The organism is Mycobacterium sp. (genome assembly GCF_035623875.1).
Lineage (GTDB): Bacteria > Actinomycetota > Actinomycetes > Mycobacteriales > Mycobacteriaceae > Mycobacterium.
The window spans coordinates 1-15,975 of sequence record NZ_DASPSP010000262.1; the positions used below are offsets into that span (position 1 = coordinate 1).

The following is a 15,975-nucleotide window of genomic DNA, read 5'->3' on the forward strand; positions in this document are numbered from 1 at the left end:
AAGGTGCGCGCGCTGAAGGTTTTTCAGCGCACCGCCCAGTGGATCTACCCCTTGCCTAACCCGCGCTACTCAAAGCTGACCCAGGCGGCGCTGTCCCGGTGGCCGGCGTTGAACGGACTGCCCTACGGCTTCTGGGGATTGTTCATCAGGCGCCTGTTGGGCCGTGCGCCGATCCGCCCGGGATGGCAGCGCCGTCTGGTCGATGCCGAGTGTCGCTGGAACCTGCGGCTCTCGGTGCGCGACCCGGAGCTGCGGGCCAAGCTCACCCCCACCTACCAGCCGATGTGCAAGCGGCAGGTGATGGCTGGGCATTTCTATCGTTCCGTGCAGCAGCCGGGGGTCGAGGTGATCACCGATCCGATCGACCACATCGAGCCGCGTGGCGTCGTCACCGCCGACGGCACTTTGCACGAACTGGACCTGCTGGTCTGTGCCACCGGGTTCGACGCGCGCGCCTATGTCCGCCCGCTGGAGGTGGTCGGGGAGGGCGGGCTCACCCTGGATGAGGCTTGGGCCGACGGTCCGAAGGCGTACCGGTCGGTTGCGGTGCCGGGATTCCCCAATCTGTTCATGCTGATGGGACCGCATTCGCCGATCGGCAACCAGTCCCTGGTGCCCGTCGCCGAGGACCAGGCCGACTACGTAATGTGGTGGATCAACCAGCTTCGCGACGGTGCTATACATGCTGCCGCACCGACCGAAGCGGCAACCAAGGAATACAACGAGCGCATGAAAGCCGCTATGCCGCAGACGATCTGGGTCACCGGCTGCAGCAGTTGGTACCTCGGCAAGGATGGTCTGCCCGAGCTCTTCCCGTGGACGCCGGAGACTCATCGCGAGTTGCTACGCCAACCCGAGGTTGCTCATTTCGACGTGCGCACCGGTTGACAATCACGAAGTACCCGCGCGCCGGGCATACGCTGTGCGCTTGTCGACCTCGACGTCGCTGGTGAAGACGCGGCCTGTACCCATCGCGCGTCCCATCGCCTCTGTGACACGCTGCGGCATCAATCGCTGGGCGGCCACGACCCGTCCGATCGAACGGGGAACGAACACACGCGGTTTCGGTTTGATGATCACTTTGGCGACCGCCCGGGCGACGTCGTCCGGTTCGGCATTCTTGAAGCCCTTCGCGTGCCCGGCGCCGGCAATCATGTCGGTATTGACCAGAATCGGCAAAATAGCCGAGAAGTGCACACCGCTCTCACGGTTTTCCATTCGCACCGCGTCGGTGTAGCCGAGCACGGCATGCTTTGTGGCGCAATAGGTTGCGATGCCCTCGACCGGCTGCACACTACCCAGCGACGCCATGTTGACGATATGACCGTGACCACGCGGCAACATCCGCTTGGCAGCGAGCTTGGTGCCCAGGATCACGCCGTAGATGTTGACATCGAGCACCCGCTCGGTGACGGCGTCGGCCTCGTCGACTGCGTTACCCACCGCGATGACGCCGGCATTGTTGACCAACACGTCGATCGGCCCCAGCCGGTCTTCAACAGTGTCGAGAAAGTCGGCGAAGGATCGCCGATCTGTCACGTCCAGTCGCCCGGCGACCTTGAGACCCAACCCGCTGCCCGCCTCTTTGACGGCCGATCTGTCGACATCGCCGATCGCGACCGTCGCGCCCAAACCGTGCAGCAGCCTCGCAGTAGCCAGCCCGATTCCGCGTGCCCCGCCGGTGACGGCAATGACCTTCTCTGCAACAGACTGGCGTTTCATCGCTTCATGCTCCTTAGGCCGGACTTCAAGCTTAGGCCCGTGATGGGGTACGAATGACGGGTGGCCGACCCCAAGATCCTGCTGGTGTCCACCTCCGACACCGACCTGATCGCCGCCCGAGCCAGCGGCGCCAACTACCGGTGGGCCAACCCGGCGCGACTGCTGCCCGGCGAGCTGGGCGAGCTGTTGGACGGCGCCGATATGGTCGTGGTTCGCATCCTGGGCGGCTACCGCGCCTGGCAGGACGGCATCGACGCGGTACTGGCCAGCGGCATCCCCGCCGTCGTGGTCAGCGGTGAACAATCGCCGGACGCCGACCTGATCGAACGTTCCACCGTGCCCGCGGGCGTTGCGCTGCAAGCGCATATCTACCTGGCCCAGGGGGGCGTGCCCAACCTGCGCCAGCTGCACGCCTTCCTGTCGGACACCGTGCTGATGACCGGCTTCGGGTTCACCCAGCCGGTGAGTACACCAACATTTGGGGTGCTGGAACGCGCAGCAACGGATAGCTCCGGCCCGACCATCGGGGTGCTGTACTACCGCGCCCAGCACCTGGCCGGCAACACCGGCTACGTCGAAGCGCTGTGCCACGCCATCGAAGCCGCCGGCGGACGGCCGCTGCCGCTGTACTGCGCGTCGCTGCGCACCGCCGAACCCGAGCTGCTCAACGTGCTGGGGCAAGCCGACGCGATGGTCGTCACCGTGCTCGCGGCCGGGGGAGTCAAGCCCGCGACGGCATCGGCCGGTGGCGATGACGACAGCTGGAACGTTGAACACCTTGCCGCGCTGGACATCCCGATCCTGCAGGGACTGTGCCTGACCAGTTCCCGCCGGCAGTGGGCGGGCAACGATGACGGGCTCAGCCCACTCGACGTCGCCAGCCAGGTGGCGGTGCCTGAGTTCGACGGACGCATCATCACGGTTCCGTTCTCGTTCAAGGAGATTGACGACGAGGGGCTGATCTCCTACGTCGCCGATCAGGAGCGCTGCGCGCGGGTCGCCGGCCTGGCGATCGCGCACGCCCAGCTGCGGCATGTCGCACCCGCCGACAAGCGGGTGGCCGTGGTGTTCTCCGCCTATCCGACCAAACACTCCCGGATCGGCAACGCGGTCGGGCTGGACACCCCGGCCAGCGCGGTGGCGCTGCTCAGAGCGATGCAGGAGAGCGGCTACCAGGTGGGCGAGCTGCCCGGTGTCGACGCGCAAGACGGCGATGCGCTGATCCACGCGCTGATCGAACGCGGCGGGCAGGATCCCGACTGGCTCACCGACGGGCAGCTGGCCGGCAACCCGATCCGGGTGTCCGCCAACGACTATCGCGCGTGGTTCGCCACCCTACCCGTCGCGTTGGCCGAGGCTGTGCAGGAACACTGGGGACCTCCGCCGGGAGAGCTGTTCGTGGACCGTTCCAACGACCCGGACGGCGAAATCGTCGTCGCCGCAATGCAAGCCGGCAACGTGGTGCTGATGGTGCAGCCACCGCGTGGTTTCGGGGAGAACCCGGTCGCGATCTACCACGACCCGGATCTGCCGCCCAGCCACCACTACCTGGCCGCCTACCAGTGGCTGGGGCGTGGATTCAGCAACAGTTTCGACGCTCACGCGGTGGTGCATCTCGGCAAGCACGGCAACCTCGAATGGCTGCCGGGAAAGACGCTGGGCATGTCGGCGGCCTGCGGGTCCGACGCGGCGCTGGGCGATGTGCCGCTGATCTACCCGTTTTTGGTCAACGACCCCGGCGAGGGCACCCAGGCCAAGCGGCGCGCACACGCCGTGCTCGTCGACCACCTCATCCCGCCGATGGCGCGTGCCGAAACCTACGGGGACATTGCTCGTTTGGAGCAGCTGCTCGACGAACACGCCAGCGTCGCCGCGCTCGATCCCGGCAAGCTGCCCGCGATCCGGCAACAGATCTGGACGCTGATCAGGGCGGCCAAGATGGACCACGATCTGGGACTCGCCGAGCGACCGGCGGACGACTCGTTCAACGACATGCTGCTGCACGTCGACGGATGGCTTTGTGAAATCAAGGATGTCCAGATCCGCGACGGCCTGCACATCCTGGCCGAAGTCCCACAGGGCGAGCAGGAACTGGACCTGGTGCTGGCGGTGCTGCGTGCCCGCCAACTATTCGGCGGCGACAAGTCGGTGGCCGGACTGCGTCAGGCGCTCGGCCTCGCCGAGGACGGCACCGACGAGCGGCAATTCGTCGACGCGGCCGAACGCCAGGCACGTCAACTGGTCGCCGAGCTTCAGGCCAGCGGCTGGGATCCGGCCGCCGCCGAGCGTCTCAGCGACGATCCCGCGGTGACCTCGGTGTTGCGGTTTGCCGCCACCGAAGTCGTGCCACGGCTAGCCGGCACCGCAGGCGAAATAGACCAGGTGCTAAGGGCATTGGATGGCCGATTCATCGCGGCCGGACCGTCGGGTTCGCCGCTGCGCGGGCTGGTCAATGTGCTGCCCACCGGACGCAACTTCTATTCCGTCGACCCGAAAGCGGTGCCGTCGCGGCTGGCCTGGGAAACCGGTGTGGCGATGGCGGATTCACTGTTGGCCCGCTACCGCGACGACTACGGAACCTGGCCGCGCTCGGTAGGTCTGTCGGTGTGGGGCACCTCGGCGATGCGCACATCCGGTGACGACATCGCCGAAGTCCTTGCGCTGCTGGGAGTTCGGCCGGTTTGGGACGACGCCTCGCGACGCGTCGTCGATCTGGCCCCGATCCCGCTGGCCGAGCTGGGCCGGCCCCGCATCGACGTCACGGTGCGAATCTCCGGGTTCTTCCGTGATGCGTTCCCACACGTGGTGACGATGCTCGACGACGCGGTGCGGTTGGTCGCCGACCTGGACGAGCCGGCCGACGACAACTACGTGCGCGCCCACGCCCAAACGGACCTGGCGCAGCACGGCGACCAACGTCGATCCACCACAAGGATTTTCGGATCGAAGCCGGGCACCTACGGCGCCGGGCTGCTGCAGCTGATCGACAGCCGCAATTGGCGCGACGACGCCGATCTGGCGCAGGTGTACACCGCCTGGGGCGGATTCGCCTACGGGCGCGGCCTCGACGGGCGGGCGGCCACCGAGGACATGAACCGGCAATACCGGCGCATCGCCGTCGCCGCGAAGAACACCGACACCCGAGAGCACGACATCGCCGACTCCGACGACTACTTCCAGTACCACGGTGGCATGGTGGCCACCGTGCGGGCACTGACCGGGCAGGCGCCCGCGGCCTACATCGGCGACAACACCCGGCCCGACGCGGTCCGCACGCGCACGTTGTCGGAGGAAACCACCCGGGTGTTTCGCGCTCGGGTCGTGAACCCGCGCTGGATGACCGCGATGCGCCGGCACGGCTACAAGGGCGCCTTCGAGATGGCCGCAACCGTGGACTACCTATTCGGATACGACGCCACCGCAAAGGTGATGGCCGACTGGATGTACGAGCAGCTCACCGAGTCCTACGTGCTGGATCTGGAGAACCGCAAATTCATGGCCGAGTCCAATCCCTGGGCCCTGCATGGGATGGCCGAGCGGTTGCTGGAAGCAGTCAGCCGCGGCATGTGGACCGACCCGCAACCGGCCACCCTCGACGCACTGCGACAGGTGCTGCTGGAAACCGAAGGCGACCTGGAGGGCCTTTAGACTGACGCTGTGCCCCCAAGCTTCGCAGACGTCGCCAAGGCGCAGTACGTCCTGCTGACGACTTTCACCAAGGACGGCCGCCCGAAGCCGACTCCGGTCTGGGCCGCTTCCGACGGTGACCGCCTGCTGGTCATCAGCGAGGAGAAGGCGTGGAAGGTCAAGCGGATCCGCAACACCCCGCGGGTGACGCTGGCCGTCTGCGATATCCGCGGCCGCGCGAAAAGCGATGCCATCGAGGCGACCGCGGCCATCCTCGACAAATCGCACACTGGCGCGGTCTACGACGCCATCGGCCGGGAGTACGGCCTCATCGGTCGGGTGTTCAACCTTTTCAGCAAGCTGCGCGGCGGCATGCAGAACAACGTCGGCCTGGAATTGCGGGCGGCCGGGTAGCGGCGCATCGCTTGACTTACGTCAAGGGCGCGCGCCACGGTGTCGTGCGCGTCTTGATGTGCCATGAATACGCGGGAGCGATGGCGTAGCCACAGGCGGCCACGCACAGCAGCGTCCAGGTGACTGTGGCCGGATAGCCCGCTATCAGGCGTGAAGCTACAACAGAGCTAAGACAACCCAAGTCGATGGTGATGGCGGCGATATAGATGTTGGCGGTGACGGTGGAGCGTGGGTCGCGGCGCACCACCCACAGCAGTCTCAAGATGGGGACTAATAGATAAGTTGCGCTGGTGCATAGCACCAGCCAATAAAGAGTCATCCACCCCGTTTCTGGAGCCCGGAAAAGATCGGGCCAATGCTTCCCCGGTGTGGCAACGATGAATAGCCCGATCAGCAGCGGCAGCGCGATCGCGATAGGGGCCTCCAGGCGGCGGCGCAAGAACCGTTCCGGGTCATCAAGATTGGTTCGCTTCGCCAGCGTCTGGGCGAGTGTGACGAGTCCGGCCAGATAGGCCAGGTGGCCCAGCAGGTCCTCGATATTCCACAGCCCGGTGAGATCGTGTAAGGGTGCGGACAATGTAAGGGACAGCGCGGGATTCATCAGGAGGAGGCAGGCGAACATTGACGCCGCGGTGATGCTGCTACCCAGCTCCCACCGACGATTCCATGCGTTACGCCGCACCCATACGCAGTAGCCAGTGATTATGACGGCGGCTATGGTGGCAGCGGCGATCATCTTGATGCGAACCGTTTAAAGGGCCGGCACGTCGGTACGCGGATCGGCATTCCGGAGCTTGGTGGGGCGGGTCGCCACTTCCGTGTGAGTTGTGCTCCGTCCAAAATTGGGCTCCGAGCCGACAAAGTCACTCACCGCCTCAGCGGCAACCAGATTAAAGCGGGTCAATAGCCCGATGGGGTTCAGGTCGAAGTGTTTCGCCACCCGTATGACGTTGTCAGCCGTGATCAGGCGACCTTCGTGCCACGCTTTGGTGTAGCCCGACCGACTCAAGCCGAAGGCCTCATAGATTTCGGCGGAACTCAGCCGGCGACCGACCAGATACATGATGACGACCGCCGGATCCCTGTCGACGTCCTCCATGGTGGGGACAATAGTGCCGCAATCGGGCTCATCACAATACGAAACGTCGATGAGTTGTCCACATCTAATACCCATGGCCTACTTTTATGGCATAAAGTGTCTCTTTCAGAGCACATTTTGCGGAAACGGTGGACGGAGCAGTGGCGGCCCACCGACGGCCCGGGAGGTCTGACGTACGGTGCAACCCGAAAGCAAGCCGAAGTGGCCGATAGTGGCTCGCGACGACGAGTTTCGTCGCGCTTTGGCGGCACTCGACGGCACCACGGAGTGTCACGGCGTCGCGCTGGTCGGTGAAAGCGGCGTTGGCAAATCGACGCTGGCTCGCGCCCTCGCCAAGGCTGTCGAGTCCCGCGGAGGGACGGTGCGGTTTGTGCTGGGTACTCAAACGGGTTGTGCCGTGCCACTCGGGGCCTTCTCTCGGTCGGTGACTGTTGACGCAGCACATGGGCCCGCCGCGATGCTGGCCGCCGCCCATAAAACTCTGGAGCAGGAGGGCGACCTCGTCATTGTCGATGACGCTCAGTTGCTCGACCCATTGTCGGCCACATTGATTCACCAGCTGGCGGCCAACGGCGGTGCCCGATTGGTCGTGGCAATCCGGTCGGGAGAACCCGTACCGGACGCGGTGGCCTCGCTGTGGAAAGAGCGGCTGTTGCTCACTTTGCATATTGACCCATTCACCGGCGAGCAGACCGGTGAACTCGCCCGTCGTGTGCTTGGCGGTGTAGTGGCGCCCCGACTGGTCGACGAGTTACACGGCCGTAGCGGTGGAAATCTGCTGCTGCTGCGTGGCTTGTTGAGCGCAGGTCGGGAAAATGGGGTCCTGGTTCACACCGAAGACGGCTGGCAGCTCCGAGGCCCACTGCACCCGGACCGAGAACTCTACGACCTTTTGGAGTTTCGCCTGCGGTCCCTTGCTCCAGAAGAGTTGGAAGCAGTAGAGCTGTTGGCGGCCGGGGAGTTGCTGGACTGGGAGGTCCTGCGCGGACTTTGCGACGCCGACGCGGCGGCACGACTCGAGCAGCGGGGCTTCATCCAATTGGTTGCCGACGGATCCGCCCTTGTGGCCCAGCTCAATAATCCCGTCATCGGTGAAGCGGCACTCCGACTCGCGGGGGTGGTGCGCACGCGGCAACTCAATGGCCTGCTGGCGCAAGCTCTTCGGCAGCACGTGCTGGAGGGACGACGGTCACGGCTGCCCGACGTGCGCGGTCAGATCCGGTTGGCTCAACTCATGATGCGCAGCGACCTGCCACCGGACCTCGATGTGATCATCGATGCGGCGGCAAACGCAATGGCGATGTCGGATATTGGCGAAGGCGAAGAGCTGTCGCGCTTTGCGTTCGACCGTGGCGGTGGATTGCCGGCCGCGATCCTGCTTGCCGACGCGATGAGTTGGCAGGGGCGCGGCGACGAGGTCGAGGCCGTCCTCGGCGAGTGCGATCTTGAGGGTGCCGATGAGTTTCTGACCGTCCGGTGGGGCTGTCAGCGCGCGCTAAACCTGTTCTTTGGTTGCGGGCAGACGCAGCAGGCACAGCAGGTACTCGCCGGCATTAGGGATCGTGTCGATACCGAGTCGATGGTCGGCCTCATCACAGCGGCCGAGGTGACTATCGCGTGCTTCTCCGGTGACCTTCCCAACGCCATCGAGGTGGGTCTAACGATGTTTGCGTCGGATGTGCCGCCGTTGGCGACGGTGTGGGCCGCCGCATCGACGTGTTGGGCACTGGCGCTGTCTGGGCAGTTCGGCGAACTTCACCACACAGCTGATCGGGGACTGCGAGCGGCTTCGCTTGCTCAACCGGGAGTCGTACGTTTTGTCATTGGTTTGGCCGAGGTCACGGCGTTGACGGCGGTCGGTGACCTGTCCGCGGCCGAGCGGGCTTTGCAACGCTACGCCGCGATGGCCGCAGGTGCACATGAAGCAGACCCACTCGTGCACGCGATGCTCGGACTTGTGGAGCTCGCTCGCGGTGCGCTGCCAGCTGCCTGTATTGCGTTCCACGACTCAATCTCGGCAATGTCGCGTGGTTTCCCGTCGGGCTGGTTGATGCTGGTAGCGGCATGGTCCGCACAGGTCGAGGGCCGCCGTGGAAATGCTGAGGCGGCCGCTGCCGCGCTGCGCAGGTCGGAAGAAGCCTACGGACCGCAGGCCACCCTGTTCTTGCCTGAACTCGAGCTTGCCCGGGCCTGGGAGCGGGCGGCCGCCGGCCAGACCTCGACCGCTCGAATGCATGCTGCGCGTGCCGCGCAGATCGCACGTCGGTCCGGGATGCAGGCGGTGGAGATGCGCGCTCTGCACACAACGATCCGGTTCGGCGATCGTGCGTACGGCGGACGGCTGCAGGAGCTAGCAAAAACCCTCAACACACCCATGTCGGAGACGATTGCTGCGCATGCGCATGGGCTGGTCGTCCATGACGGCGTTTTGCTCGACGCCGCGGCCGATCGGTTCGCCGAAATGGGCGCGTTGGGCCTTGCTGCCGACGCCACGGCGCAAGCAGCGCGCATGCACGCGCGCACGGGCAACCACGGCAAGGAAGTGGCGGCGTCGACCCGAGCGCATTGGCTGGCCAGCAAATGCGAAATACGAACGCCGGCAGTCAATGCCGGGGCACGGCCCCTGCCGATCACCGATCGCGAACGCGAAGTCGCGATGCTTGTCGCGGGTGGATTGTCCAACCGTCAGATCGCCGATCGGTTGTATGTATCGGTGCGAACCGTGGATGGACATTTGTATCGTACTTTCGCCAAACTCGGGATCGAGCGCCGCGACCAGCTCATCCACCTAGTCAACGGGGCGCGGCCAACAACCTCGAGCAACGGCTAGCTGTTTCGCAGGTGTTCGCCGAAGAACGTGAACACGCGCGCCCAGGCATCGTCGGATGCGGCCTGGTTGTAGCCGAACCCGGCAATACGCAGCAGCGGCTGGGCGGGAAGCTTGTTGGCGAAGCTGTGGCCGGCCTGCGGATAGACCTTCACGTCGTTGCTGATGCCCTTCTGCCGGAGAGCCTCTTGCAGCTTGTTGCCCGCCCCGATGCCGATCGGATCGCGGCGGCCGAAGCTGGCCACAATCGGGCAGGCCCCGTCCAGTGTTTCGCTGAGGTCGCGCGGCAGCGGGGTGCCGTAGAACGGTGCTGAGGCGCTGAATCCTTTGGGCGACATGATTAATGCGAACCCGCCGCCCATGCAGAACCCGGCGATGCCGACCCGGCCGGTGCATTGTGGCAGGGAGATCACGTGGTCACGGGCCGCCAGCACGTCATCAAGCGAGCGTCCGCGTTTGGTGAGCAGGTCGCGCATGACTTTGGTGATGCACCGCGCCCGGCCACCCCGCGCGAACAAATTGGGGGTCAGTGCGACGTATCCCGCCTTCGCGACGTGGGCGTTGGTCGACTTCTTGTCCGGTTCATAGCCGATTGCGTCGTGAATGACCACCACGCCCGGCCAGGGTCCTGGCCCGTCGGGCATATCGAGCAGCGCATCGATGGGGCCGGCCGGGGTATCGATCTCGATTGTCGTCACGTCAGCCATCTAACCGTGCGGCAGCGGCCCGCGGAACTCCCGCGGCCGCCCCCGACGTTGCCATCTCATGGTGTCGCGAGTGTTCCTGGTCTACGTCCTCGTCGAGCTCACGGTAGTGGTGGCGCTGGCGTCGACGATCGGGCTGGGCTGGACCCTGTTGCTGTTGCTGGCGGCCTTTGTCGCCGGATTGGCGTTGGCGGGGTCGCAACTCAAACGCCAGCTCACGCGGTTGCGATCCGGGCTGACCAGTCAACAGTCGCAGCTGGCCACCGACGGCGCGCTGATCGCGCTGGGCTCGGTGCTGGTGGTGGTTCCCGGCCTGGTCACCACGGCCGCGGGGCTGCTGCTCCTGTTACCCCCGACCCGGGCCGCCGCCCGGCCGGTGCTGACGGCGATGGCCGCCCGCGGCATCGGCCGACGTGCGCCGCTGATCACCGTCACCACCGTCGGCGCGGATCGATACCCGCCCCGACCCGGGCCGGACTACATCGACGGCGAGGTGCTCGACGTCGTTGACGTCGCTGATGTCCCAGTGGTCGATCCGCCGGCCTTGCCGGGCGAGCACACGTAGACCCATACAGCGACCCATACCGCGTGGCTCAAGTCCCCCCAACCCTGTTGGTCCACGGCCGGGTTCACAGCCCGACCCACCCCGATGCGACCGCGATGGCGGTCCGCGACGGCGCAGTGGTGTGGCTGGGTAGCGACGACGTGGGTCGCGGTCAGTTCCCCGACGCCGAGGTGATCGATCTCGATGGTGGCTTCGTCGCGCCGGGCTTCGTCGACAGCCACATCCATCTCACCGCCACCGGGCTGACGCTGACCGGTCTCGATTTGCGGGCATCGACGTCGCGTCGGCATTGCCTGCGGATGATCGCCGACTATGCGGCCGCCCATCCCGATCACCCGGTCTGGGGCCACGGCTGGGACGAATCGTCGTGGCCGGAGAATGCCGCGCCCAGCACCGCCGACCTGGACGCGGTGCTGGGGGGCCGGCCCGCCTACCTGGCCCGCGTCGACGTGCACTCGGCGCTGGCCTCGACTGCTCTGCGCGAGCGGGTGCCAGCACTACCGTCGGCGACCGGATTCGCCGAACAGCGGCCCTTGGTCGGCGACGCCCATCATCTGGTCCGTGCCGCCGCGCGCGGCCTGTTGACCGATGGCCAGCGGGCCGACGCGCGGGCGGCCGCACTGGACGCCGCGGCCGCCAGCGGGATCGTCGCGGTGCACGAATGCACCGGCCCCGAAATCGGCGGTCTGGACGACTGGCAGGAGTTGCGCACCCTCAGTCGGGCCCACGGGCTCGAGGTGGCCGGTTACTGGGGTGAGGCGGTGAGCAGCCCCGCGCAGGCGCGTGCGCTCATCGAGGACACCGGTGCGGCCGGTCTGGCCGGTGACCTCTTCGTCGACGGGGCTCTGGGCTCGCGCACCGCCTGGCTGCGTGAGCCGTACGCCGATGCCACGGACCGAGTCGGGACCTGCTACTTGGATCCCGAGGTCATCACCACGCATGTCAGAGCGTGCACCGACGCCAGCGTGACGGCGGGTTTCCACGTCATCGGTGACGCCGCCGTCTCGGCAGTCGTGGATGCCTTCGAGCGCGTGGTCGAAGACCTCGGCATGGTCGCGGTGGCTCGCTGCGGTCACCGCTTGGAACACCTGGAGATGGTCACCGCAGATCAGGCGGCCAAGCTGGGCGCGTGGGGTGTCATGGCCAGCATGCAGCCCAATTTCGACGCACTCTGGGGCGGCCATGACGGCATGTATGCCCGCCGTCTCGGTGTCGACCGAGCAGGGGTTCTCAACCCGTTTGCGCTGTTAGCATCCCAAGGCGTGGCCCTCGCGTTCGGATCCGACGCCCCGGTGACCGGCCTCGACCCCTGGGCGACCGTCCGTGCGGCTGCTAACCACCACACGCGCGGCAGTTCGGTTTCCGTGCGAGCGGCATTTGCCGCGGCGACCCGCGGCGGCTGGCGGGCCGGCGGCGTCGGAGACGGGTTGACGGGCACCTTGGTCCCCGGCGCGCCCGCGTCCTACGCCGTCTGGGACGTCGCCGACCTCAGCGAGCTCGAAGCAGACGCGCCGAGTGATGCCGTTCGGCGGTGGTCTACCGATCCGCGGTCGAGGGTGCCCGCATTGCCCCGGCTGGGCTCGACCGATCCCTTGCCCCGCTGTCGGCGAACCGTGCACAGGGGTGCGGTCATCTATGGCTAGGGGCAGTAGGCGGTTCGATCGCTGGATGCGGCCCGGAGAGGACACCGAAGTCATCCCGGCGGTCAAAGACGACCTCAAAGACGATCTCAAAGACGACGAAGCCACCGGCGAAATCCCCGTTCAACACGATGACGTCGGCGATCAAGGTGCCGACCTCGACACCGATTTCGAGTCAGCGGATGCCGACGCCGACCTCGAGCCGAAAGCCGACAGTGACCGGCTTTCGACCTTCGGCAACAGAGTCCTTCCAATTGCGACGCATCTAGGGCAGCGGCTGGTCCAGTTGGGCGCAGTGCTGCTGGTATGGCTGGGCAACGAGCTGCGAACGCGGCTCCCACAATTAGCCAAAGCCCTGCGGCCGCGCGCGACACGCCTCGGCGCCGCAATCCTTGCCGGGTGGCTGCTGTGCTCGAGCTATCCCGGGTTCAACTGGTGGTGGGCCGCCGTCCTCGCATTTGCCCTGCTGGCCTGGGTGCTGACCCGTCCGGCCACCACACCAGTGGGCGGATTCGGTTACGGCTTCCTGTTCGGCCTGGCGTTCTACCTGCCGTTGATCCGCTGGGTCAGCATCCTCGTCGGCGCCACACCCTTGTTGGCGCTGGTGCTGGTGTGCTCGTTGTTTCCCGGGATTTTCGGTCTGCTGGCCGTCGTGGTGCGGCAGCTTCCCGGCTGGCCGATCTGGTTCGCGGTGTTGTGGGCGGCACAAGAGTGGTTGAAGTCGACGGTCCCGTTCGGGGGATTCCCCTGGGGTGTGGTGGCCGCCGGCCAGACCGATGGCCCGTTTCTGCCGTTGGTCCGGCTGGGCGGCGTACCACTGCTCTCGTTGGCGATCGTGCTGGTCGGTTGCAGCGCCACCGCAATCGCACTGGAGATCGTGTCGTGGTTGCGGGCGTCCCTTAAGCCGCATACCGCCGGGAGCCACTCCGATGGCCACGACGATGTCGGGGTGGCCGACTCGCCGCCCGCAGTGGTGTTGCCGGCAATCTGCATCTGCCTGGTGTTTTTCGCCACCGCCGCCATTTGGCCACAGGTCCGCCATTCCGGCACCGGATCAGGGAACGAACCCACCGTCACCGCCGCAGTGGTCCAGGGCAACGTGCCGCGGCTCGGTCTGGAGTTCAACGCGCAACGCCTTGCGGTTCTGGGCAACGTTGTCCGGGAGACCCGCCGGCTGGCTGACGACGTACACGCCGGGCGCGCGCCCCAACCTGACTTTGTCGTCTGGCCCGAGGATGCGTCGGAAGTCGATCCGTTCCGCAACCCCGACGCGGCGCAGCAGATCGCGATGGCCGTCGAGGCGATCGGAGCGCCGATCCTGGTCGGTGCGGTGCTCGACGTCGCGGGCCGGCCGCCGGAGTCCCCGGCGGAAACGAACACAGTGATCGTCTGGAACCCGAAGACCGGGCCCGCCGACCGCCACGACAAGCGGATCGTGCAGCCGTTCGGGGAATACCTGCCCTGGCGCGGCTTCTTCCGGCATCTGTCCGGGCTCGCTGACTGGGCAGGCTATATCGTCCCGGGCACGGGCACCGGCGTGGTGCATGCCGCGGGTGTTCCGGTGGGAGTCGCGACCTGCTGGGAAGTGATTTTCGACCGCGCGCTGCGAGACTCGGTCCGCAACGGTGCCGAGGTGCTCGCGGTGCCCGCCAACAACGCCAACTTCAACCCGACCATGAGCGAGCAGCAGCTGGCCTTCTCGAAGGTTCGCGCGGTGGAGCTGGACCGTTACGCCGTCGTCACGAGCAACGTGGGAATCTCCGCCCTGGTCACGCCGGACGGCCGCGAGCTGGACCGGACGAAGTTCTTCGAGCCGTCCTACCTGGACAACCAGGTGCGCCGCAAAACAACGCTGACGCCGGCAGCCAAGTGGGGCCCGATCGTGCAGGGCAGCCTGGTCGCAGTGGCTGTCGCGGTGCTGCTCGCCGCAATGCTGCACAATGGATGGTTCGCGGAACTAAACCGTCGTCTGTCGGAGTTAGCGAAGAGGCGCGGCTCAGCCAAGGAGAAATTTGACGACGACCCGCTCGGCGACGACGAAGTAGCCGACGGCGACGAGGTAGACGACCCAGCAGCCGACCCCGAGCTCGTGGAGGACGGCGAGGAGACCGCGCTCGATGAGGGCGACCGATATTCCGCCCGCATACTTGACCAGCGGCCAGAAAGAGGAGACATATGACCACCGGCGATCCGGTGTTGCGGGTAGTGGGCGATCGCCCCACCCAGCGCACCCTGGTGATCATCCCCACCTACAACGAGCGGGAGAACCTCCCGCTGATCCTGCGGCGGCTCCAGCATGCTCGTCCTGACGTGCATGTGTTGGTCGTGGACGACGGCAGCCCCGACGGCACCGGACAGCTTGCCGACGAGCTCGCGTCGGCTGATCCCGAACGGATCCATGTCATGCACCGCACCGCCAAGAATGGTCTGGGCGCGGCTTACCTGGCCGGATTCGCCTGGGGGCTCAGCCGGCAATACACCACGCTCGTCGAGATGGACGCCGACGGCAGTCACGCGCCTGAACAACTGCACCTACTGCTGGAGGCGGTCGACGCTGGAGCCGACCTGGCCATTGGTTCGCGCTACGTCGATGGCGGGAACGTGCAGAACTGGCCGTGGCGGCGCTGGGCGCTCTCCTGGACGGCCAACACGTACGCGCGGTTGGCCCTGGGCATCGGCATACATGACATCACCGCCGGTTACCGCGCCTACCGTCGGGACGTTCTGCAGAAGATCGATCTCGATCAGGTCGAATCGAAGGGTTATTGCTTCCAGATCGACTTGACCTGGCGCACCATCACCAACGGGTTCACCGTCGTCGAGGTACCGATTACCTTCACCGAGCGCGAACTCGGCGTGTCCAAGATGAGCGGATCCAACATCCGCGAAGCTTTGGTTAAAGTCGCGCAATGGGGCATAGACGGCCGGCTGAACCGCAACCGTGCGGTCCCCGTGAACCGGTGAATTAGCCGCGCTAGGTCTCGTCAGCTGCCGCGACGGCGCGTCCTGATCAGCTCCAGACGCTCCTTGAGCAGTTCGTCGAGCTCCTCAACCGAGCGGCGCTCGAGCAGCATGTCCCAGTGTGTGCGGGGCGGCTTGACCTTCTTGGGCTCCGGCAGGTCACCCTCGATCAGGGTGCCTTCCATGCCGTTGCGGCACAGCCAGGTGCCGGGGATCTCGGCGTCGTCAGCGAACGGTACGTCGAACTCCTCCCCGTTCTCCGTGCGGTACCGCGCAATCTGGCGTGGCGCCAAGTCGTGATTGCGGTCGGTTTCGTAACTTACGGCCCCAAGGCGACTGCCTCTGAGGACACGATCAGCCATTGGTACCCACTCCTCTTAACGTCTTCTTAGCAGCTAGCGACTTTAACAACGCCA

11 protein-coding genes and 1 pseudogene are annotated in these 15,975 nt (G+C 66.1%); 7 read left to right on the forward strand and 5 right to left on the reverse strand.

Features of this window, described 5'->3' with window-relative positions:
- On the forward strand, positions 1–888 hold an 888-nt coding region (locus VEI45_RS21410), incomplete at its 5' end, for a flavin-containing monooxygenase (protein ID WP_414687551.1).
- 3 nt (positions 889–891) lie between these two features.
- Here the strand turns inward: VEI45_RS21410 and VEI45_RS21415 are convergent.
- Positions 892–1,722 (reverse strand): SDR family oxidoreductase, encoded by an 831-nt coding sequence (locus VEI45_RS21415; protein ID WP_324856536.1) that lies wholly within the window; start codon positions 1,720–1,722, stop codon positions 892–894.
- A 60-nt stretch (positions 1,723–1,782) separates the two neighbouring features.
- Here VEI45_RS21415 and cobN point away from each other — a divergent pair, with 60 nt between their 5' ends.
- Both cobN and VEI45_RS21425 read left to right on the forward strand, forming a co-directional pair.
- Positions 1,783–5,370: a cobaltochelatase subunit CobN gene (gene cobN, locus VEI45_RS21420; RefSeq protein WP_324856537.1), complete on the forward strand. Its 3,588-nt coding sequence runs from the start codon at positions 1,783–1,785 to the stop codon at positions 5,368–5,370.
- A 9-nt stretch (positions 5,371–5,379) separates the two neighbouring features.
- On the forward strand, positions 5,380–5,763 hold the full coding sequence (locus VEI45_RS21425) for a PPOX class F420-dependent oxidoreductase (protein ID WP_324856538.1): 384 nt from the start codon (positions 5,380–5,382) through the stop codon (positions 5,761–5,763).
- Between the two features lie 16 nt (positions 5,764–5,779).
- Here the strand turns inward: VEI45_RS21425 and VEI45_RS21430 are convergent, their stop codons facing one another.
- The gene (locus VEI45_RS21430; protein ID WP_324856539.1) at positions 5,780–6,499 is read right to left on the reverse strand and encodes a hypothetical protein; all 720 of its coding nucleotides are present in this window, start codon (positions 6,497–6,499) and stop codon (positions 5,780–5,782) included.
- Between the two features lie 15 nt (positions 6,500–6,514).
- On the reverse strand, positions 6,515–6,862 hold the full coding sequence (locus tag VEI45_RS21435; protein WP_324856540.1) for a hypothetical protein: 348 nt from the start codon (positions 6,860–6,862) through the stop codon (positions 6,515–6,517).
- Between the two features lie 211 nt (positions 6,863–7,073).
- On the opposite strand from VEI45_RS21435, the gene VEI45_RS21440 reads away from it, so the two are divergent.
- A complete protein-coding gene (locus VEI45_RS21440; protein ID WP_324856541.1) occupies positions 7,074–9,692 on the forward strand; it encodes a helix-turn-helix transcriptional regulator in 2,619 nt (872 codons plus the stop codon).
- Here VEI45_RS21440 and VEI45_RS21445 read toward each other — a convergent pair.
- Positions 9,689–10,387, reverse strand: coding sequence for a dienelactone hydrolase family protein (locus VEI45_RS21445; protein WP_324856542.1), 699 nt, complete (start codon positions 10,385–10,387; stop codon positions 9,689–9,691). The two genes, VEI45_RS21440 and VEI45_RS21445, sit on opposite strands and share 4 nt — an antisense overlap.
- A 67-nt stretch (positions 10,388–10,454) precedes the next feature.
- On the opposite strand from VEI45_RS21445, the gene VEI45_RS21450 reads away from it, so the two are divergent.
- From VEI45_RS21450 to lnt, 3 genes and pseudogenes are all read left to right on the forward strand, one after another.
- On the forward strand, positions 10,455–10,958 hold the full coding sequence (locus VEI45_RS21450; protein WP_324856543.1) for an FxsA family protein: 504 nt from the start codon (positions 10,455–10,457) through the stop codon (positions 10,956–10,958).
- 95 nt (positions 10,959–11,053) lie between these two features.
- A complete protein-coding gene (locus tag VEI45_RS21455) occupies positions 11,054–12,601 on the forward strand; it encodes an amidohydrolase (RefSeq protein WP_414687552.1) in 1,548 nt (515 codons plus the stop codon).
- 307 nt (positions 12,602–12,908) lie between these two features.
- A pseudogene (lnt, locus tag VEI45_RS21460) lies at positions 12,909–15,538 on the forward strand (apolipoprotein N-acyltransferase); the annotation flags it as partial.
- Positions 15,539–15,582: 44 nt separating this feature from the next.
- Here the strand turns inward: lnt and rbpA are convergent.
- The gene (rbpA, locus tag VEI45_RS21465) at positions 15,583–15,921 is read right to left on the reverse strand and encodes an RNA polymerase-binding protein RbpA (RefSeq protein WP_324856545.1); all 339 of its coding nucleotides are present in this window, start codon (positions 15,919–15,921) and stop codon (positions 15,583–15,585) included.
- Between the last annotated feature and the right edge of the window lie 54 nt (positions 15,922–15,975).

Coding starts and splice junctions, on each gene's coding strand:
- VEI45_RS21455 (WP_414687552.1), top strand. CDS start 11,054: ATGGCGGTCCGCGACGGCGCAGTGGTGTGGCTGGGTAGCGACGACGTG.
- VEI45_RS21430 (WP_324856539.1), bottom strand. CDS start 6,499: ATGATCGCCGCTGCCACCATAGCCGCCGTCATAATCACTGGCTACTGC.
- VEI45_RS21435 (WP_324856540.1), bottom strand. CDS start 6,862: ATGGAGGACGTCGACAGGGATCCGGCGGTCGTCATCATGTATCTGGTC.
- VEI45_RS21415 (WP_324856536.1), bottom strand. CDS start 1,722: ATGAAACGCCAGTCTGTTGCAGAGAAGGTCATTGCCGTCACCGGCGGG.
- VEI45_RS21450 (WP_324856543.1), top strand. CDS start 10,455: ATGGTGTCGCGAGTGTTCCTGGTCTACGTCCTCGTCGAGCTCACGGTA.
- rbpA (WP_324856545.1), bottom strand. CDS start 15,921: ATGGCTGATCGTGTCCTCAGAGGCAGTCGCCTTGGGGCCGTAAGTTAC.